The organism is Marinomonas fungiae, from assembly GCF_001418205.1.
Taxonomy (GTDB): Bacteria; Pseudomonadota; Gammaproteobacteria; order Pseudomonadales; family Marinomonadaceae; genus Marinomonas; species Marinomonas fungiae.
On record NZ_LIQF01000009.1, the window covers coordinates 74,831 to 89,880 of the forward strand.

General features: G+C 47.5%; 16 protein-coding genes. 7 read left to right on the plus strand and 9 right to left on the minus strand.

Going from position 1 to position 15,050, the window contains the following annotated elements; all coding sequences use genetic code 11:
• Positions 1 to 78: 78 nt before the first annotated feature.
• The 3 genes from ASC49_RS13765 to ASC49_RS13775 all read left to right on the plus strand — a co-directional run bounded on the left by ASC49_RS13765 (position 79) and on the right by ASC49_RS13775 (position 1,822).
• Complete coding sequence (locus ASC49_RS13765) at positions 79 to 525, plus strand: pseudoazurin (protein WP_055463838.1); 447 nt, start codon at positions 79 to 81, stop codon at positions 523 to 525.
• Between the two features lie 86 nt (positions 526 to 611).
• Positions 612 to 983, plus strand: a complete 372-nt coding sequence (locus ASC49_RS13770; protein ID WP_055463839.1) for a glutathione S-transferase N-terminal domain-containing protein — start codon at positions 612 to 614, stop codon at positions 981 to 983.
• A gap of 74 nt (positions 984 to 1,057) precedes the next feature.
• Entirely contained in the window at positions 1,058 to 1,822 is a 765-nt protein-coding gene (locus ASC49_RS13775) for a M90 family metallopeptidase (RefSeq protein WP_055463840.1), read from the plus strand.
• A 41-nt stretch (positions 1,823 to 1,863) separates the two neighbouring features.
• Here the strand turns inward: ASC49_RS13775 and ASC49_RS13780 are convergent, their stop codons facing one another.
• From ASC49_RS13780 to ASC49_RS13800, 5 genes are all read right to left on the minus strand, one after another.
• Positions 1,864 to 2,247, minus strand: a complete 384-nt coding sequence (locus ASC49_RS13780; protein ID WP_055463841.1) for a RidA family protein — start codon at positions 2,245 to 2,247, stop codon at positions 1,864 to 1,866.
• Between the two features lie 168 nt (positions 2,248 to 2,415).
• Positions 2,416 to 3,039, minus strand: a complete 624-nt coding sequence (locus tag ASC49_RS13785; RefSeq protein ID WP_055463842.1) for a bifunctional 4-hydroxy-2-oxoglutarate aldolase/2-dehydro-3-deoxy-phosphogluconate aldolase — start codon at positions 3,037 to 3,039, stop codon at positions 2,416 to 2,418.
• A gap of 18 nt (positions 3,040 to 3,057) precedes the next feature.
• Positions 3,058 to 4,533 carry a glucose-6-phosphate dehydrogenase gene (zwf, locus tag ASC49_RS13790; protein WP_055463893.1) on the minus strand — a complete coding sequence of 492 codons (1,476 nt, stop codon included), beginning with the start codon at positions 4,531 to 4,533 and terminating at the stop codon, positions 3,058 to 3,060.
• 21 nt (positions 4,534 to 4,554) lie between these two features.
• Complete coding sequence (gene glk, locus ASC49_RS13795) at positions 4,555 to 5,529, minus strand: glucokinase (protein ID WP_055463843.1); 975 nt, start codon at positions 5,527 to 5,529, stop codon at positions 4,555 to 4,557.
• Between the two features lie 107 nt (positions 5,530 to 5,636).
• Positions 5,637 to 6,701 carry a GGDEF domain-containing protein gene (locus ASC49_RS13800; protein WP_055463844.1) on the minus strand — a complete coding sequence of 355 codons (1,065 nt, stop codon included), beginning with the start codon at positions 6,699 to 6,701 and terminating at the stop codon, positions 5,637 to 5,639.
• Between the two features lie 208 nt (positions 6,702 to 6,909).
• On the opposite strand from ASC49_RS13800, the gene ASC49_RS13805 reads away from it, so the two are divergent.
• On the plus strand, positions 6,910 to 7,233 hold the full coding sequence (locus tag ASC49_RS13805) for a hypothetical protein (RefSeq protein ID WP_055463845.1): 324 nt from the start codon (positions 6,910 to 6,912) through the stop codon (positions 7,231 to 7,233).
• Here ASC49_RS13805 and ASC49_RS13810 read toward each other — a convergent pair.
• Positions 7,230 to 8,261, minus strand: a complete 1,032-nt coding sequence (locus ASC49_RS13810; RefSeq protein ID WP_055463846.1) for a DUF3080 family protein — start codon at positions 8,259 to 8,261, stop codon at positions 7,230 to 7,232. The genes ASC49_RS13805 and ASC49_RS13810 overlap by 4 nt on opposite strands.
• Between ASC49_RS13810 and ASC49_RS13815 the strand changes: the two genes are divergently transcribed.
• A complete protein-coding gene (locus tag ASC49_RS13815; RefSeq protein WP_245624722.1) occupies positions 8,260 to 8,667 on the plus strand; it encodes an acyl-CoA thioesterase in 408 nt (135 codons plus the stop codon). The two genes, ASC49_RS13810 and ASC49_RS13815, sit on opposite strands and share 2 nt — an antisense overlap.
• A gap of 6 nt (positions 8,668 to 8,673) precedes the next feature.
• Here the strand turns inward: ASC49_RS13815 and ASC49_RS13820 are convergent, their stop codons facing one another.
• Together ASC49_RS13820 and ASC49_RS13825 are read right to left on the minus strand one after the other, a co-directional pair.
• A complete protein-coding gene (locus ASC49_RS13820; protein WP_211262066.1) occupies positions 8,674 to 9,210 on the minus strand; it encodes a DUF924 family protein in 537 nt (178 codons plus the stop codon).
• A gap of 86 nt (positions 9,211 to 9,296) precedes the next feature.
• Positions 9,297 to 10,742, minus strand: a complete 1,446-nt coding sequence (locus tag ASC49_RS13825; protein ID WP_245624723.1) for an FAD-dependent oxidoreductase — start codon at positions 10,740 to 10,742, stop codon at positions 9,297 to 9,299.
• A gap of 333 nt (positions 10,743 to 11,075) precedes the next feature.
• Here ASC49_RS13825 and ASC49_RS13830 point away from each other — a divergent pair, with 333 nt between their 5' ends.
• Both ASC49_RS13830 and ASC49_RS13835 read left to right on the plus strand, forming a co-directional pair.
• Complete coding sequence (locus ASC49_RS13830) at positions 11,076 to 12,542, plus strand: DASS family sodium-coupled anion symporter (protein ID WP_055463849.1); 1,467 nt, start codon at positions 11,076 to 11,078, stop codon at positions 12,540 to 12,542.
• A gap of 233 nt (positions 12,543 to 12,775) precedes the next feature.
• Entirely contained in the window at positions 12,776 to 14,266 is a 1,491-nt protein-coding gene (locus ASC49_RS13835) for an FAD-dependent oxidoreductase (protein WP_055463850.1), read from the plus strand.
• 71 nt (positions 14,267 to 14,337) lie between these two features.
• Here the strand turns inward: ASC49_RS13835 and ASC49_RS13840 are convergent, their stop codons facing one another.
• Positions 14,338 to 15,033 (minus strand): phosphoglycolate phosphatase, encoded by a 696-nt coding sequence (locus tag ASC49_RS13840; protein ID WP_055463851.1) that lies wholly within the window; start codon positions 15,031 to 15,033, stop codon positions 14,338 to 14,340.
• Positions 15,034 to 15,050 lie beyond the last annotated feature (17 nt).

The window sequence follows — 15,050 nt, forward strand, 5'->3', positions numbered from 1 at the left end:
TCACTAGCAAAACTCATCTCTACTTTGGCGCACTTTCAGTGCGCCATCCTGTGCTCATATTTATGGAAGAGTAATGTTATGACTTTTAAACATCGTATCGCTGTTGTCTTAAGTACCATTTGTTTGCCTTGGTTTGTCCAAGCCAAAGATTGGCAAGTACAAATGCTCAATTACGGTGACGCTGGCTCGATGGTATTCGAGCCTAGCTATATTCATGCTCAGATTGGCGATACCGTAACCTTCGTACCGACTCAATCTGGGCATAATGCTAAATCTTATGTGGTGCCAAGGGATACGAAGGCTTGGACTAGCCCAATCAATGAAAGCTACACGCTAGCGTTACAACACGAGGGGGTTCACTTATATTACTGTCCACCACATCTCATGATGGGCATGATAGGTGTTATCCAAGTTGGCAAAGCGAACAACCTAGATACCATCGAAAGCAAATACCCGCGTTTACGCTCAAAGATCGCCTTATCACCAGAACGGGCTGACCAAATTGTCGCGAATATTCAACAATAGACAGTAATGACACTTATACTCGACATGCTTTGCCGCTAGAATATTCGCCAATTTGAAAGTCCTGATCAGCCGAGAGAGTTTAAACCATGAAATTATTGATCAAGCTAATCCGTAACCTACTTGGTGGCATTATTGTTTTATTGGACCTAATCACACGAGGTGCCAAAAAGAAACGCTCACCTGAGCAGCAGAAAGTAGTAAACGAACAGGTAAAAGACCTTACCCTGTACCACTTCACTGCGTGCCCGTTTTGCACTAAAACGCGTCGTGCCATGTATAAGTTGAATCTGCCGATTGAAAAACGCAGTGCGTCTCAAGGTTCTCCATACCGTCAAGAGCTAGAAGTCGGTGGTGGTCGCGTGAAAGTGCCTTGCCTTCGTATTGAGAAAGACGGTCAAGTAGAGTGGATGTACGAATCAAATGATATTATTCGTTATTTAGAGCAACGCTTCGCGTAACTCACTCGTCTGAAAACGGCTTCCTTAGGAAGCCGTTTTTATTTCCAGTCAATGCAAACTTAGGCAGACAAATCATGATCAAATGGATCTCGACATGGTGGGAAAACCGTCGCATTCGCCAGCTCCCGGTTACCCGAGAGCAATGGGAAAGTGTCATGTCTGATTGGCCGGTGATGGCGCATTATCAGAGCAAAAAACGTGATGAGCTGTATCAACTGACATTACGCTTCTTAGTTCATAAAGCCATTGCTCCAGGTGGTGATGCTGTCCTCACTGATGAAATCTGCCTACGTGTTGCCACCATGGCCTGCGTACCAATTCTAGAGCTTGGCTTGCATTGGTACGATAATTGGCAAACCGTGATTGTCTATCAGGGAGATTTTGTTCCTAACCGCCCCTACCGTAGCGAAGATGGCGTGGTGCATAACCAAGCACCTGGCTTGAGCGGCGAAGCTTGGTTACGCGGCCCAGTGATTTTATCTTGGGAGTCGATTGCACACAGCGGTGCTCATGCCCGCCATGGTCATGCAAGCAATGTGGTGATTCATGAATTTGCCCATAAATTGGATATGCTGCGCGATGGCGCCAATGGCGCACCGCCAATGCATAAAGACATGCAGGCTGGGGAATGGCATGATGTTTTCAGCAAAGCATGGGCAAGGCTACAACAGGACTATCAGCTGCAGCATGGCCTCCCCATTGATGAATACGCTCTAACCAATCCTGCAGAGTTTTTTGCCGTCTGCAGTGAAACATTTTTTGAAGACCCAAGACGCTTAGAACAGTATTTATCGGAGGTCTATCGTTTACTCTGTTTGTTTTACCGGCAAACCCTTTAATTCTGAAAAGCCGCTCACAATCAGATAATGAGCCTCCTCTTTTATATTATCTGTAACGAAGATGAAGAGAATTGCTCACCAGCCGCCGCGGTGAAAACCATCTCCACTAGAAACTCCGGATCCGCTAATTCAGCCTTAATACAAGCTCGACTTGGGGCACAGCCTTCTGGGAACCACTCATCCCACACGTCATTTAATGCACTAAGATTAGCAAAGTCAGTAATATAAATAGTGGTCGATAGAATACGTGATTTGTCGCTGCCGATGGACGCTAGACGCTGTTCTACCTGTGCAAAAATTTGTTCAACTTGACCAGTAATGTCTGCACTCGTATCGCTTTCTGGTACTTCAACAAAGTTCGCTATGCCATTGAAAATGGTCACATCTGACCAACGCTTACAAGGGTTAATTCGATGAATAGTCATGCCTTACACTCCTGAAAAATAGTTAGGCATCATAGCAATGAACAGCACGAAGCAAAACTCTTTAACCATAGATGGCCTTTTACGATTACAGTCAGGGTACCTAAATAAAAAAGACCTCACCTAGAGTCTAGGGAGGCCTTTTTCAGATAACCAATAGTAAGTAAGTGATTACTGCTGAACCGATTTCGCCAGTTCAGTAATTTCATCCCATTTACCCGCTTTCACCAAGTCCGCCGGCACAATCCAAGAACCACCGACACATAGCACACTGTCTAGAGCTAAGTACTCTTTAAAGTTCTTTTCATTAATACCGCCAGTTGGGCAAAAGCGAATCTGAGGCAAAGGACCCGAGAAAGCTTTCAGTGCTTTTACGCCACCATTCACTTCGGCTGGGAAGAATTTGAAGTGGTCGTAACCGTACTCCATCCCTAACAAAATATCAGAAATGGTCGCGACGGCTGGTAGGTACGGAATGTCGTACTCTTTACCCACTTTTAGCAAATCCGGCGTCATGCCTGGGCTAATGATGAACTGAGAACCCGCTTCCACTGCTTTGATATATTGCTCGCGTGAACACACTGTACCTGCACCAACAATCGCATCCGGTACTTCTTTACGCAAAGCAGTGATCGCTTCCAACGCCGCTTCGGTACGCAACGTCACTTCCAGTACAGGCACACCACCAGCGACCAAGGCCTTACCTAGGTTGACCGCTTGCTCCACATCATCAACCACGATGACGGGAACCACAGGGGTTGCCGTCATGACTTGAGCGGCTGTGTAAGTTGTCATAGGTAAATCCTCTTTTGCTTAGTAATCGTGCCAGTTACGGCCATCTTTGATTGGTAATGCCATCGACGCCGCTGGGCCCCATGACCCTGAAGCGTATTCTTTTGGACGTTCGCTGGTTTGGTTCCAAGCCGCCATAATGCCATCAACCCATTTCCAAGCCGCTTCCACTTCGTCGTAGCGCATGAACAGTGTGGCGTCATCGCGCATCACGTCTAGCAATAGACGCTCGTAGGCTTCAGGGCTACGTTTGTTATGGAAGGCTTCACTCAAACTTAGGTTCAAGTCTACTGGCTGAAGATTCATACCTTCACCCGCTCCCGGCACCTTGTTCATTACCGTTAGCGAGATTTTCTCTTCTGGCTGTAGTCGAATGATCAGCTGGTTACGTTGTAGCTGACGATTACTCTCATCGTTAAAGATGCTGTGTGGAATCGCTTTGTATTGGATCACGATCTCAGAGTAACGTTGACCTAGGCGCTTACCGGTACGTAGGTAAAACGGCACGCCCGCCCAACGCCAGTTATCAATATCGGCACGCAGCGCGACGAAAGTCTCCGTGCGTGACTCTGGGTTAGAGCCCTCTTCGTCAAAGTAGCCTTTTACTTCTTTGCCGTTGATCATGCCCTTGGCGTACTGACCACGAACCGTCTTAGTGTAAGCGTTAGCGCCTTCGATGGGACGCAGTGCTTTCAATACCTTGATCTTTTCATCACGAACAGAGTCTGCATCGTTACGGCCAGGCGGCTCCATCGCCACCAAACATAGCAGCTGTACAAGGTGGTTTTGCACCATGTCACGTAACGCGCCAGCTTTGTCGTAGTATCCCCAACGACCTTCTACTCCGACGGTTTCAGATACAGTGATCTGTACGTTATCGATGTGAGCGCTGTCCCACAAAGGTTCAAACAGCGTGTTACCAAAACGGATCGCCAATAGGTTTTGCACCGTTTCTTTACCAAGGTAGTGGTCGATACGGAAGATTTGTTTCTCACCAAAGTTCTGCGTGACTTCATCATTGATCGCACGCGAAGACGTCAAATCACGCCCCAGTGGTTTTTCTAATACCACACGCATACGCTCTTGGTTCAAGCCGTGGTTAGCCAATGAAGAACAGATCGAACCGAATAGATCTGGGGACGTTGCTAAGTAAAACACGACATCTTTATCATCTGCACCAACCTTAGCATCGTTAAAGCGCGCAAAATCTGACTCCTGCTGAGCGTCTACTGATACGTAGCTCAAACGCTCCTTAAAGCGTGGCCAAGTTTTCTCATCGCCGATACTCTTTGGCACAAACTCGTCCAGTGCTTCACGCACTTTCGCTTGGTAGTCTGCAGCGCTCATTTCGCGGCGTGATGCACCAATGATGCGAGTATTTTTGGCGAGTAGACCGTCTTGGTCCAAGTGATAGAGAGCTGGAAGAAGCTTGCGCATGGCTAAGTCGCCACCGCCACCAAAAATCACCACATCACAGGCTTTTAAACTTGCCTTCATCATTTTCTCTCCGGTTCTTATTTAGGCTTGATTGACAAGATACGATGCGTAGTTGGCGCACCCCATCAGCCCTGGGAATTCTGACATCACAACAAACGTCGGGATCGGCGATACAAATGCCTTCATACGACCCTTGTCTTGCATCGCATCACGGAACGCGCTGCGTTTAATTTGTTCTAGGTAACGTGGCACAATGCCACCAGCAATGTACACACCACCGCGTGTTTCCACGGACAATACAAGATCGCCTGTGACACGGCCTAGGAAAGTGAAAAACTGATCCAAGGTCGCATCAGCGATCGGATCGGTGCCCGCTTCAATCGCTGCACCGATTTCTGGTGCAGTCAGACGACGCTCAATACCTTGACGGTGTGCTAAGGCTTCGTAAATGTTTTCAAGGCCCATACCAGACAAGACACGCTCTGCCGAGACTCGATGATGACGCTCACGTAGGAAACGCAAAATGTAGTCTTCTTGATCGTTACAAGTGGCTAGGTCAACGTGTCCGCCTTCACCGGGCAAAACAATGTTGGCGCCATTGTCTTGCGGTACCACACAGGCCACACCTAATCCGGTACCCGCGCCTAACACCCAAGACGCGGCGTTTGGATCAATTTCAGAAGGCTCGCCGATTTGCACCAATTCTTCTTTTGGAATGACTTCTAAGCTGTGGCCAATTGCATCAAAGTCATTCAGTAGCGCGATCTTTTTATCGTGACCGAAGTGGTCTTGAATCTGTTGGCGAGTAAAATGCCAAGGATTGTTGGAGAAGCGAATCACTTCTTGGTTAACGGGGCCAGCGATGGCTAAAACAATCGCATCAATGGAATCGAAGTTTACGCTACATTGCTCAACGTAAGCGGAAACAGCATCAAAGAAAGACTCGTACTCTTTACAAGAGTAAACGCTCACTTCCTGTGGCTGATATTGATTGATCGGTACTAAGGCAAAACGTGCGTTTGTCCCTCCCAAATCCGCGATCAAAGCATGAGACATAGTAAACCTCTTTGGAGTTCTATTTTTTGAAATTTTACAACGAAAAAGCGTGTAAAAACACCTGAAAACAAAAATATTAGCCGTTAATATCGTAATTTAATTACAATTTAACGAATTTTGTTCAGAAACTTGAAGACTTTTGTGGGAACAGATCGCTTGCGATTGTTTTTGTAGTTATAGAGGCGCTCGTCCGCTATTTTCAGCAAGTGCTTATAACTGGTAGGCGAATCAGACAACACGCTGGCGCCACCATAGCTGACTGTGATCGGCACTAAGTTACTTTTGTAACGCAACGGATTAGCATGCAAATAGTCATGAATTGAGTCAGCGACTTCCATCGCTTGCTCATAGCTTTTCCCGGGCATTACAAAGACAAACTCATCGCCCGCAAAGCGGAATGCCAACCCTTGCTTGTACACATGCTTCAAAAGACGTTTCGCTATGTATTCTAACACTTCATCACCACAATTGTGGCCTAAAGTATCGTTGATCGACTTAAACGCATCACAGTCGACAAATACCGCGGTTAGGTCTCGGTTTTGACTTTTACAACGCGTAAATTCACGCTCTAACATCAACTCTAGTTGGCGACGGTTCAATAAGCCAGTCAATGGATCACGAGTCGCGAGATACTCTAATTTCTCACGGGCGGTCACATTGCTTAGACAGATAGAGATCTTGATCGACAACTGGTCAAGCAAGAAGGTGTCTTTAGCGGTCGGGTCATATCGACCAACGTCCTGATCCGCTTGGCAAAACAAACCTACCAGCTCACCGTCCATTGTAAGGGGAGAAATCGCAACGGATCCTATGATACTGCGATAAGATTGAGGAATTATTTCCCAGTACTGGCCAATATCCTGATTCATCAGTACGGTTTTATTACCTGCGCCAATGGCATCTATCATGGCACCACGACGGGTAAACAGCACTCGATCGCGAAGACCGATGGTCTTTTCTAAAGTCTCAACCAGATGCGCTAGAGGAGGCTCACTGATCAAGTTGACCCAAACAAAGGGCACATTAAATTGTTTTTGCACTTCTTTGGTTAAGGTGGAAACAAATTGGTCACAACGGCCAATAGATAAGATACAACGCTCAATGTCGAAAAACTTCAGCGCGATCTGCTCGTTATGCCTAACGTTCTCTATTAGCTCATTAATATTTTGCATCCAACCAACCTAATCAGACTACTATGGACAACTTTACTAGCCAGCTAACACTATCCTTTTTTGCCTGTCTAGTTTTTGTGCAAATGTTTTTAAATGGAATACTCTTATAAACGTACCATCTATGAAAAACTTTAGCTTAATTTGCTGTCTTTATTAAAGAAAATCCATTTTAGCCGATAAACATCTTATCCAGAGAGTTGGCTTTATTATGAATATTAGAGACGTCTTAGAAACACAGTTAACCCATGAGGTAAAAGCGGGCAGCCGAGTATCCGGCAATGCCAACTTTGCGCTGTTTATGAGTCTCTTTACGCAACCAGGACCCAGTCTGCGTAACGCCGAAGATACCTTGAGCGTACACGAACCCCATGCGGTCACCCGACCGATTCAGTTTTCCGGTGGTATTGGTGCTAACCCAACCGCCAACTTAGCGTTACTTAAAGCCCTAAGCCAAGAGCCTTTGGCGCAAGGCAACATCGCCGCCTACGACGCGGTGGCCGCGGTGGATAATCTCATCTCTACCCACGCTTAAGCATTGCCCACCGCTTCACCACACACAGCAAAGACACGACTCCAAGCTTGACCATGTTCGCGCGATGCATTGAGGTATTGCTGCCAAGCACCTTGGCTATCTTGTAAATCAAACTGGCGCATAAAAGTACGCCACTCGGGATCTTGCAGCGGGCTACGCTGCAGCAGGCTATCCACAAGCGGCAACACTTCATAAGCAACACGATTAATACGTGCCATATAGGGCTGTAGAATCTTGATGTAGTGGGACTCAAACTGCTGTTTCAAAAAGTTAAGCGGCGCACCGCACACAGCTTGATTTTGACTTAGTGGTTCTAATGCTTGCGTCGTGTGCTCAAGATAACGACGAATATGAACAATGCTATAAAGCAACTTACCGAGGTATTCACTCTCATAAATTGCCTGCATATCGGCTTCCACATCGGCGCTGCGCAGGAAAGGAATCTCATCAAGGTGCCGGCTAATACGTTCTAAACGTTGTAAAGCTGCAACTAAGTCTTGGTATTGTGAGGCCTCAGGGGATACTGGGATATAACCATTGGCTAAACTAAAAAAACTCGCGGTTTCCTCACCGGCCCAAAGCATATTAGAAAAAGCCATCGGCAACTCACTGACTTTGATATTGGCGACTTCCGTCAGTTTGGTTCGCAATTCAGTATCCTGTATTTCACAACTGCGAATCGCGCGGATAATATCCAGCTCATAGACAAAGCGCTGGCTTGTCGCCATCACCCGCCCCAGTATACTATTGCGCTGTCCCGCTAATGCGCCGACATCACACCGTTGCAGCGACAAAAATTCTAATAAGCCAACATCAAATTGACTCAGCTCCATTTGCCGCGCTCTTAAAGCCGGCAGCGACCGCCATGACACCTCCGAATCCAGCTCGATTTGCACGTGTTCTGATCTGTTCAAGTCTTTTAAATACGACTCAAACATTGTCTGTGGAGCAAATTGGCCATCGCAACCAACCAGCAACATGCCCATAAGCACGACTATAATTGACTTTCGAGAGAGCAGTAACGTCATGATGAATACTCTTCTAATCCAAAAACGCGAAGAAATTTCCGAAACACGAGTCGCAAAAATGGTGTTTCCCAGTACGACTAACCACTATGACACCTTATTTGGCGGTGAAGCGCTAAAATGGATGGACGAAGTGGCTTACATCGCAGCAACTCGTTTTGCTCGTAAACAAGTGGTTACGATTTCAACCGAACAAGTAGATTTTAAACGTCCCATTCCATCAGGCATCTTGGTTGAGTTAGTGGCCCGCGTCGTCAAAGTTGGCCGCACGTCCCTTAAGGTCGAAGTGGACATCTTTTTAGAAGAGCTTTACAGCGATAAACGTGAAAAAGCCATCACTGGCGCGTTTAACTTTGTTGCCATCGATGAAAATAAAAAGCCCACTCCTATTTTCGATGAAGACGAATAAAACCTTTTAAAAACTGGAGTTGGGTTGCGCTAAGAACGCCAGCTCTTCTGCGCTCGACTCTCGACCTAAGATGGCATTGCGATGGGGGTAACGACCAAAGCGATCAATAATGGCTTTGTGTTGGCGTTCAAAGTCTAAGTTATTGGCGTTACCTAAATCTTCAAACAAGACTAGCGCCTGCTCATGAATCAGTTTGGATTCACTGTGCATAAAGGGCATATATAAAAAACTGCGCTCGGTTGGTTCTAACGCACGGTCGAAACCTTTATTGATGGCAAATTGAGCCAACGCTAGTGCCAAGGAGTCACTCGCAAACGACTCGGGCTGATCGCGGAATAGGTTACGAGAGAACTGGTCTAGGACGATGATTTCCGCCAAGCTGCCTTCTGCCGTTGAACGCCAGTCACACAGTTCTCCCGCCTTTGCCTGTTGATGCAGGCTCAAAAAGCGGCGTTCAATTTCTCGATCAAACCCAGTGTCTTTTTGCCACCATTGCTCAGGTTTACTGTCCACAAACCAAAATTCTAATACCTCTTGATACATCATCTTCTACCACCCATCACTTCATTTACTCTAAGTGTGAGCGAAACCATCCGAACGCGCCACATTCACATTATATTCGATCCTGATTATTTCTCTGGCAGACGACGAGGTTGATCAATCGGCTCTAACACGATGTCCGAATGTAAAAACTCCGCTGCCGCGGCTGAGCCTTCCACTTTGACTGAGCTACGCTCAAGCATCGCGACTTCATAAGCATTCAATACAGACTGGCGAATACCTGTCTCGCGCCATACCGATGCCGACCAACAGCCTTGGGTAATTTCCCTTGCCAAGGACAAGGCATCCAAGATAGCTTGGTTCGCTCCCTGCCCTTTAAAGGGTGTCATCGGGTGAGCTGCATCGCCAATCAAGGTGGCGCGCGGACTGTTAGCAAAATGTTCCGGTGTCAGTAACTCTCTATCGTAAACTGGGTAGCCAGATACTAGCTCGGCTGGCGTTGCCGCGAGAATTTCTGGAATCGGCGAATGCCAAGGCAAACGGCGGCAAGCTTCGGCTTTTAATGCTTCTGCCCCCTGTGCACTGAGCACCTTAGCGTCTTTTTCGTCCATGCGAAAACTCAACTGCCACATGATCGAATCTGCTTTGTAGGGCATCATGTAAATACGTTCATTACCATTAGCCGTCTGAAATACGGTCGCACCGTCTAGTAAGTCCGACTGTAAGTTTCCGAGTTCAGACAGAGGGCAAATTCCTAACATCACCATGCAATCCAAAGATCGTAAAGGTGTTGCCTGCTCACCAATGATCTGCTGACGCACGACACTGCGAATCCCATCCGCACCGACAATTAAATCCGCTTCGACTTGTTTTACTTGCCCCTTAGCATTCAGGGTCAATTGCACTTTATCACCCGCTTCTTGATTGAAATCGAGCAACTGATGATCCCAATGCACTTGGTCGGCGCCACCAAGCTGTTGCATCATTTGCCATCGTAAGGACTGACGTGCAATGTGTATATTAGAGCGTTTGGGGATAGCGTTAGGCTTGCCTTCTAACCAACGGCGCATACCCCATTCGGCCACTACCTTACCTTCAGTGTTATGCACCATATGGCGGGTTGACACCACGCCCTCATCCAGCTGGGTTATACCTAGACCAGAGATCGCACGACTGGCTTGTTGCAACGTCAAGCCATAGCCTTGTGAGCGAGCATCAAAGCTTGTATCACGTTCATACAAGGTAAAGGGAATACCGCGATGTTTGCAGGCTACAGCTAAGGCCATGCCACCAATCCCCGCACCGATAATCGCCACATGGGGCAAACGTTCGGTATCGACTGGCATCGGCTCCGAAGCACGAATTACACCTTGACCGAAACAGTGTGCGCAGGCCTCCAAATGCCCTTTTGGTTTGACCGGCTCCTCCTGATTTGAGGCATCTTTAGCGAAGGCTTCCAACGCTTTTTGATATTCCATGCGCACTTTCTTACGCAAGCGGCGGCTACGCTTACCACGTCCTTGGCAGTCGGGACACATTACCCAAAACTGGGAGTCATTTACTGAGTTACTCAATTCTAATCGCCTGATAATAAAGAGATTCAATGGCACGAATAATAACGGATCTTGAAGCCTTTGTAAGAAAACTATCACCTAGTTGTTTGCCTGTATCATCAAGCATTGACACAGAACTAAATCTTGCACGGAGCGAATGACTGCATGAATACCCTGTTCTCTTCATGCCAGTCAGAGGTGATTACGCAAGAATTGTCCAAGTTCTCATTGGCCATCGGCTTAATCACATCCCACAAGATCTCTCATGACAAATGTCAGCATTCCAGAATTGATAGCTCAGTACTCTATTAGTAATTCTTATTCAAAACGAACCGACAATCCCAAGGAGCGAGTATGAAAGCGGGTGGAGTTAAGCTTGTCCCCGGTATGATATCGATGGCATTAACCCTAGGTATTTGGTTTGTGGTACCGATTCCAGAAGGCGTGTCGGCCAACGCATGGCATTTACTGGCACTGTTTGTCGGCACCATCGCTGCCATTATTGGTAAGGTCATGCCAATCGGTGCTATTGCAGTCTTAGCCATCACTTTGGTGGCATTAACGGGTGTGACCAATGATTCTCCGTCTGGCGCGATAAAAGATGCCTTAAGTGGCTTTTCTAACTCGCTGATTTGGCTAATTGGTATCGCCATCATCATTTCCCGTGGCCTCTCAAAAACCGGCCTTGGCAATCGGGTCGGTTATTATTTTATTTCCCTGTTTGGTAAGAAAACCGTCGGGATTGGGTATGCACTGTCGATCTCGGAATTGATTATTGCCCCCGTGACGCCGAGCAATACGGCCCGAGGTGGCGGTGTGATTCATCCGATTATGAAATCCATCGCCAGCAGTTTTGGCTCCCATCCAGAAGATGGCACCTCTCGCAAAATCGGTCATTATCTTGCGTTGGTAAATTATCATATCAACCCCATTACCTCGGCCATGTTTATCACCGCAACTGCGCCCAACCCACTGATAGTGCAGTTTATTGCCGATGCAACAGGCGCTGACATCCACATTACTTGGGGCATGTGGGCCTTGGCTGCACTGTTACCAGGCTTAGTGTGTATCGCATTGGTTCCACTGGTGGTATATCTCGTTTATCCGCCGGAAATCAAAAACACTCCGGATGCTAAGGTATTTGCCAAAGCTAAGCTTGCTGACATGGGTCCTATGTCGTTCGACGAAAAAATCATGGTGTTTGTGTTTGCCCTACTACTGCTGCTTTGGGCTGGCCTTCCAGCGATGCTGCTGGGTTCTGGCTTTGCGGTAAATACCACCGCCGTGGCATTTCTTGGCTTATCGATTCTACTGATCACTGGGGTGTTGAGCTGGGAAGATGTGCTAAAAGAGAAGTCTGCTTGGGACACGGTCATTTGGTTCTCGGCTCTGGTGATGATGGCGACCTTCCTTAATAAGCTCGGTTTAGTCGCTTGGTTCTCTTCTGTGGTGGAAGGCAATATTGCTCAGCTCGGTTTTGATTGGCCGATTTCAGTGCTGATTTTGGTGGCGATTTACTTCTATGCCCATTACTTCTTTGCCAGCACCACTGCCCACATTACGGCGATGTTCGCTGCATTTTATGCGGCGGGCTTAGCATTAGGTGCTCCACCTTTGTACCTTGGTTTGCTGCTCGCGGGCGCCTCCTCTTTGATGATGTCTTTGACCCACTATGCCACCGGCACCTCACCGATTATTTTTGGCTCAGGCTATGTCTCCATGGAAAACTGGTGGCAAATGGGCTTTATCATGAGTGTTGTGAACTTAGCGGTTTGGGGCATTGTTGGTGGTTTATGGTGGAAAGTGCTGGGATTTTGGTAAACCAAAACCAAGCTTTATTTAGTAACGCTTTTAGAAAAGATAAAGCCCTAAACTGATCTAACTAGAAGCAATTGTACGTAAGCCAATGACATCAAACTGCTATACAAAAGCTGCCTCTTTGAGACAGCTTTTCTTTTGGCTAAAAGATCTTCACTTTTGTTGCTACAAATAGACTAGTGAGCCACGTAGAATAGCGGCCAAACTTTGAACCTTTTACTGAATAAGCGAAGCTCATGACTCAAACACTTACCGGTGCAACCGCTGACACCTTAAGCACACCTAAGATCGCCGTGGTTGGCGCAGGTGTCGCGGGTTCAACCATTGCGTTACGGTTAGCGGAACTAGGCATCGACACCACACTAATTGAACGTGGACCGAGCTTAGTTAATGGCCCGCCGTTCTGCCACTTGCACGCAGGCGGCAACCTGTATCGTGAAATTTCCGATCAACAATGTTTGACGCTGTTACAGCAGTCCATTGATACGGTAAAGGTGTATCCGCAAAGCATTAATATTCGTCCAACCCTATTAGCAGTCCCTAAGTCTGATCGTAGCGAGCCACAGGATTTATTAACACGCTTAGAAAAACTGCGCGCGCATTACCAAGCCTTAGTGGATCAAGACGCCAGCAATGAAGTATTGGGCAAACCGGCGGATTACTTTCGTTTCTACGAGCGCAGTGAGATCGAATTTTTAGCACAACGGGAACTTCCGGAGCACGCACAATGCGATGAGGATTGGCTGGTCGCATTTGCCAAGCAAACCAATCTCGACACACTCAAATTCCCGCTCGTAATGGTGCAAGAATACGGTTTGTCCGCGTTTCGTTGGGCGGCCATCGCCAACCTTGCTATTGAACGCTTAGACGCCTGTCAGCTAAAAACCAACACCAGTGTGGTGGATATTCGACCTTGTGCCAGTAGTAAGCGTTGGCAAGTCTGTACCCAGCCTACTGCTACTACAGATAGCAACACGCTTGAAGTGGCCGAATACGATTACGTGGTCAACGCCTGTGGTTTTAAGAGTGGTGAGCTGGACGATATGGTCGAAGCCAAGCGCCAGCGAATGGTGGAGTTTAAAGCGTCGTTCGTCACCTATTGGCCGGAATGCCAAGGATTGTGGCCCGAAGTGGTGTTTCATGGCGAGCGTGGCACACCGCAAGGCATGGCGCAACTAACGCCCTACCCTGGCGGTTACTTTCAGCTGCATGGCATGACTCAAGCCATTACTCTATTCAAAGATGGCTTAGTGACCAGTTGTGAACAAAGCTCTCAGCCGAAGCTTGCCCCACACTTCCTGCAGAAGATAGATGGTGAGTGGCCAGAGCAACTGGTGCATGAACGTACCGAAGGTAATATTGCGCACATCGCGCAATTTATTCCCAACTTTATCACCGCAAAAACTGCGTCCAAGCCATTGTTTGGGGCGCAACAAATCCCAGGAGAAGACCCAGATCTACGTGCGGCGGACGTCTCTTTTGGTCGACAAGGTTATGCTCGCGCGGAAATCGTCAAAGCGTCTTCAGCACTGGCGACCGCGGACGCCATTCTAAAAGACTTGCTCGATTCAGGCATCGTGCAATCGCAGCTGGCTAAGCAGCATTTGCATGATCACTATTTCCCCGTAACACAACAATGTCAAAGCGAAGAAGTCACAGCACAAGCAGAACAATTCGCCCGAGATCGTCAATACCCAGATGCGTTAGCACGCGTATTTCAAGACTAAATAGAAAAGGCTTGGTGATCAAATCGCCAAGCCTTTTTTAGTCTTAGGGGTCTGACCCTTTACTATTTGGGTTACGCTAGCGTTTTCAGATCGTCTAGAACGCTAAGTAGCTCGTTGAAGTGGTCGAACAAATAGTTTGGCTCATAAATGCCTAGATCTTCATCGTAGTTGTAGCCGTAACTGACACCAATACTGTCCATTTTGGCCGCTTTCGCAGCTAAAATGTCATTTTTTGAATCGCCAATCATGACACAGTCAGCGATCTCGGCATTCATCATGGCACAAGCAGTGAACAACGGCAGTGGATTCGGCTTACGCTCCGGTAACGAATCGCCCCCTAGGGAAAATTCGAACACGCCTGACAAGCCTAACCCCTCAAGCATAGGCTCAATAAACTTCTCAGGCTTGTTGGTAATAATCGCCAGACGATAGCCGCGCTCTTTAAGCGCTAACAAGGTTTCCTTAACCTCTGGGTACAGCACCGTTTGCTTACAAACCCCTGCAGCATAAAACTCTAAGAACGCCGCTAATGCTTGATCCACCAACGCTTGAGGCAAATTAGGGTCGATTTCTTTTGAGCCACTTAGTCCACGGGAAATCAGTGCCAACGCACCATTACCAACCCAGTTACGCACCGTTGCTTCTGGAAACGGTTCACGGCCTAAATGTTCTAAGGTTTGGTTAACGGCAGCAGCCAAATCCGGCGCACTGTCAACCAGTGTGCCATCCAAATCAAATAGCAATACGCGCTTATCTTCTAATCTCACGGTTCACTTCTCTCGAT

Bases quoted from the DNA above. Each gene is read 5' to 3' on its own strand.
- ASC49_RS13765 (WP_055463838.1), top strand. From the start codon at position 79: ATGACTTTTAAACATCGTATCGCTGTTGTCTTAAGTACCATTTGTTTG.
- ASC49_RS13770 (WP_055463839.1), top strand. From the start codon at position 612: ATGAAATTATTGATCAAGCTAATCCGTAACCTACTTGGTGGCATTATT.
- ASC49_RS13775 (WP_055463840.1), top strand. From the start codon at position 1,058: ATGATCAAATGGATCTCGACATGGTGGGAAAACCGTCGCATTCGCCAG.
- ASC49_RS13780 (WP_055463841.1), bottom strand. From the start codon at position 2,247: ATGACTATTCATCGAATTAACCCTTGTAAGCGTTGGTCAGATGTGACC.
- ASC49_RS13785 (WP_055463842.1), bottom strand. From the start codon at position 3,039: ATGACAACTTACACAGCCGCTCAAGTCATGACGGCAACCCCTGTGGTT.
- zwf (WP_055463893.1), bottom strand. From the start codon at position 4,533: ATGAAGGCAAGTTTAAAAGCCTGTGATGTGGTGATTTTTGGTGGCGGT.
- glk (WP_055463843.1), bottom strand. From the start codon at position 5,529: ATGTCTCATGCTTTGATCGCGGATTTGGGAGGGACAAACGCACGTTTT.
- ASC49_RS13800 (WP_055463844.1), bottom strand. From the start codon at position 6,701: ATGCAAAATATTAATGAGCTAATAGAGAACGTTAGGCATAACGAGCAG.
- ASC49_RS13805 (WP_055463845.1), top strand. From the start codon at position 6,910: ATGAATATTAGAGACGTCTTAGAAACACAGTTAACCCATGAGGTAAAA.
- ASC49_RS13815 (WP_245624722.1), top strand. From the start codon at position 8,260: ATGATGAATACTCTTCTAATCCAAAAACGCGAAGAAATTTCCGAAACA.
- ASC49_RS13810 (WP_055463846.1), bottom strand. From the start codon at position 8,261: ATGACGTTACTGCTCTCTCGAAAGTCAATTATAGTCGTGCTTATGGGC.
- ASC49_RS13820 (WP_211262066.1), bottom strand. From the start codon at position 9,210: ATGTATCAAGAGGTATTAGAATTTTGGTTTGTGGACAGTAAACCTGAG.
- ASC49_RS13830 (WP_055463849.1), top strand. From the start codon at position 11,076: ATGAAAGCGGGTGGAGTTAAGCTTGTCCCCGGTATGATATCGATGGCA.
- ASC49_RS13835 (WP_055463850.1), top strand. From the start codon at position 12,776: ATGACTCAAACACTTACCGGTGCAACCGCTGACACCTTAAGCACACCT.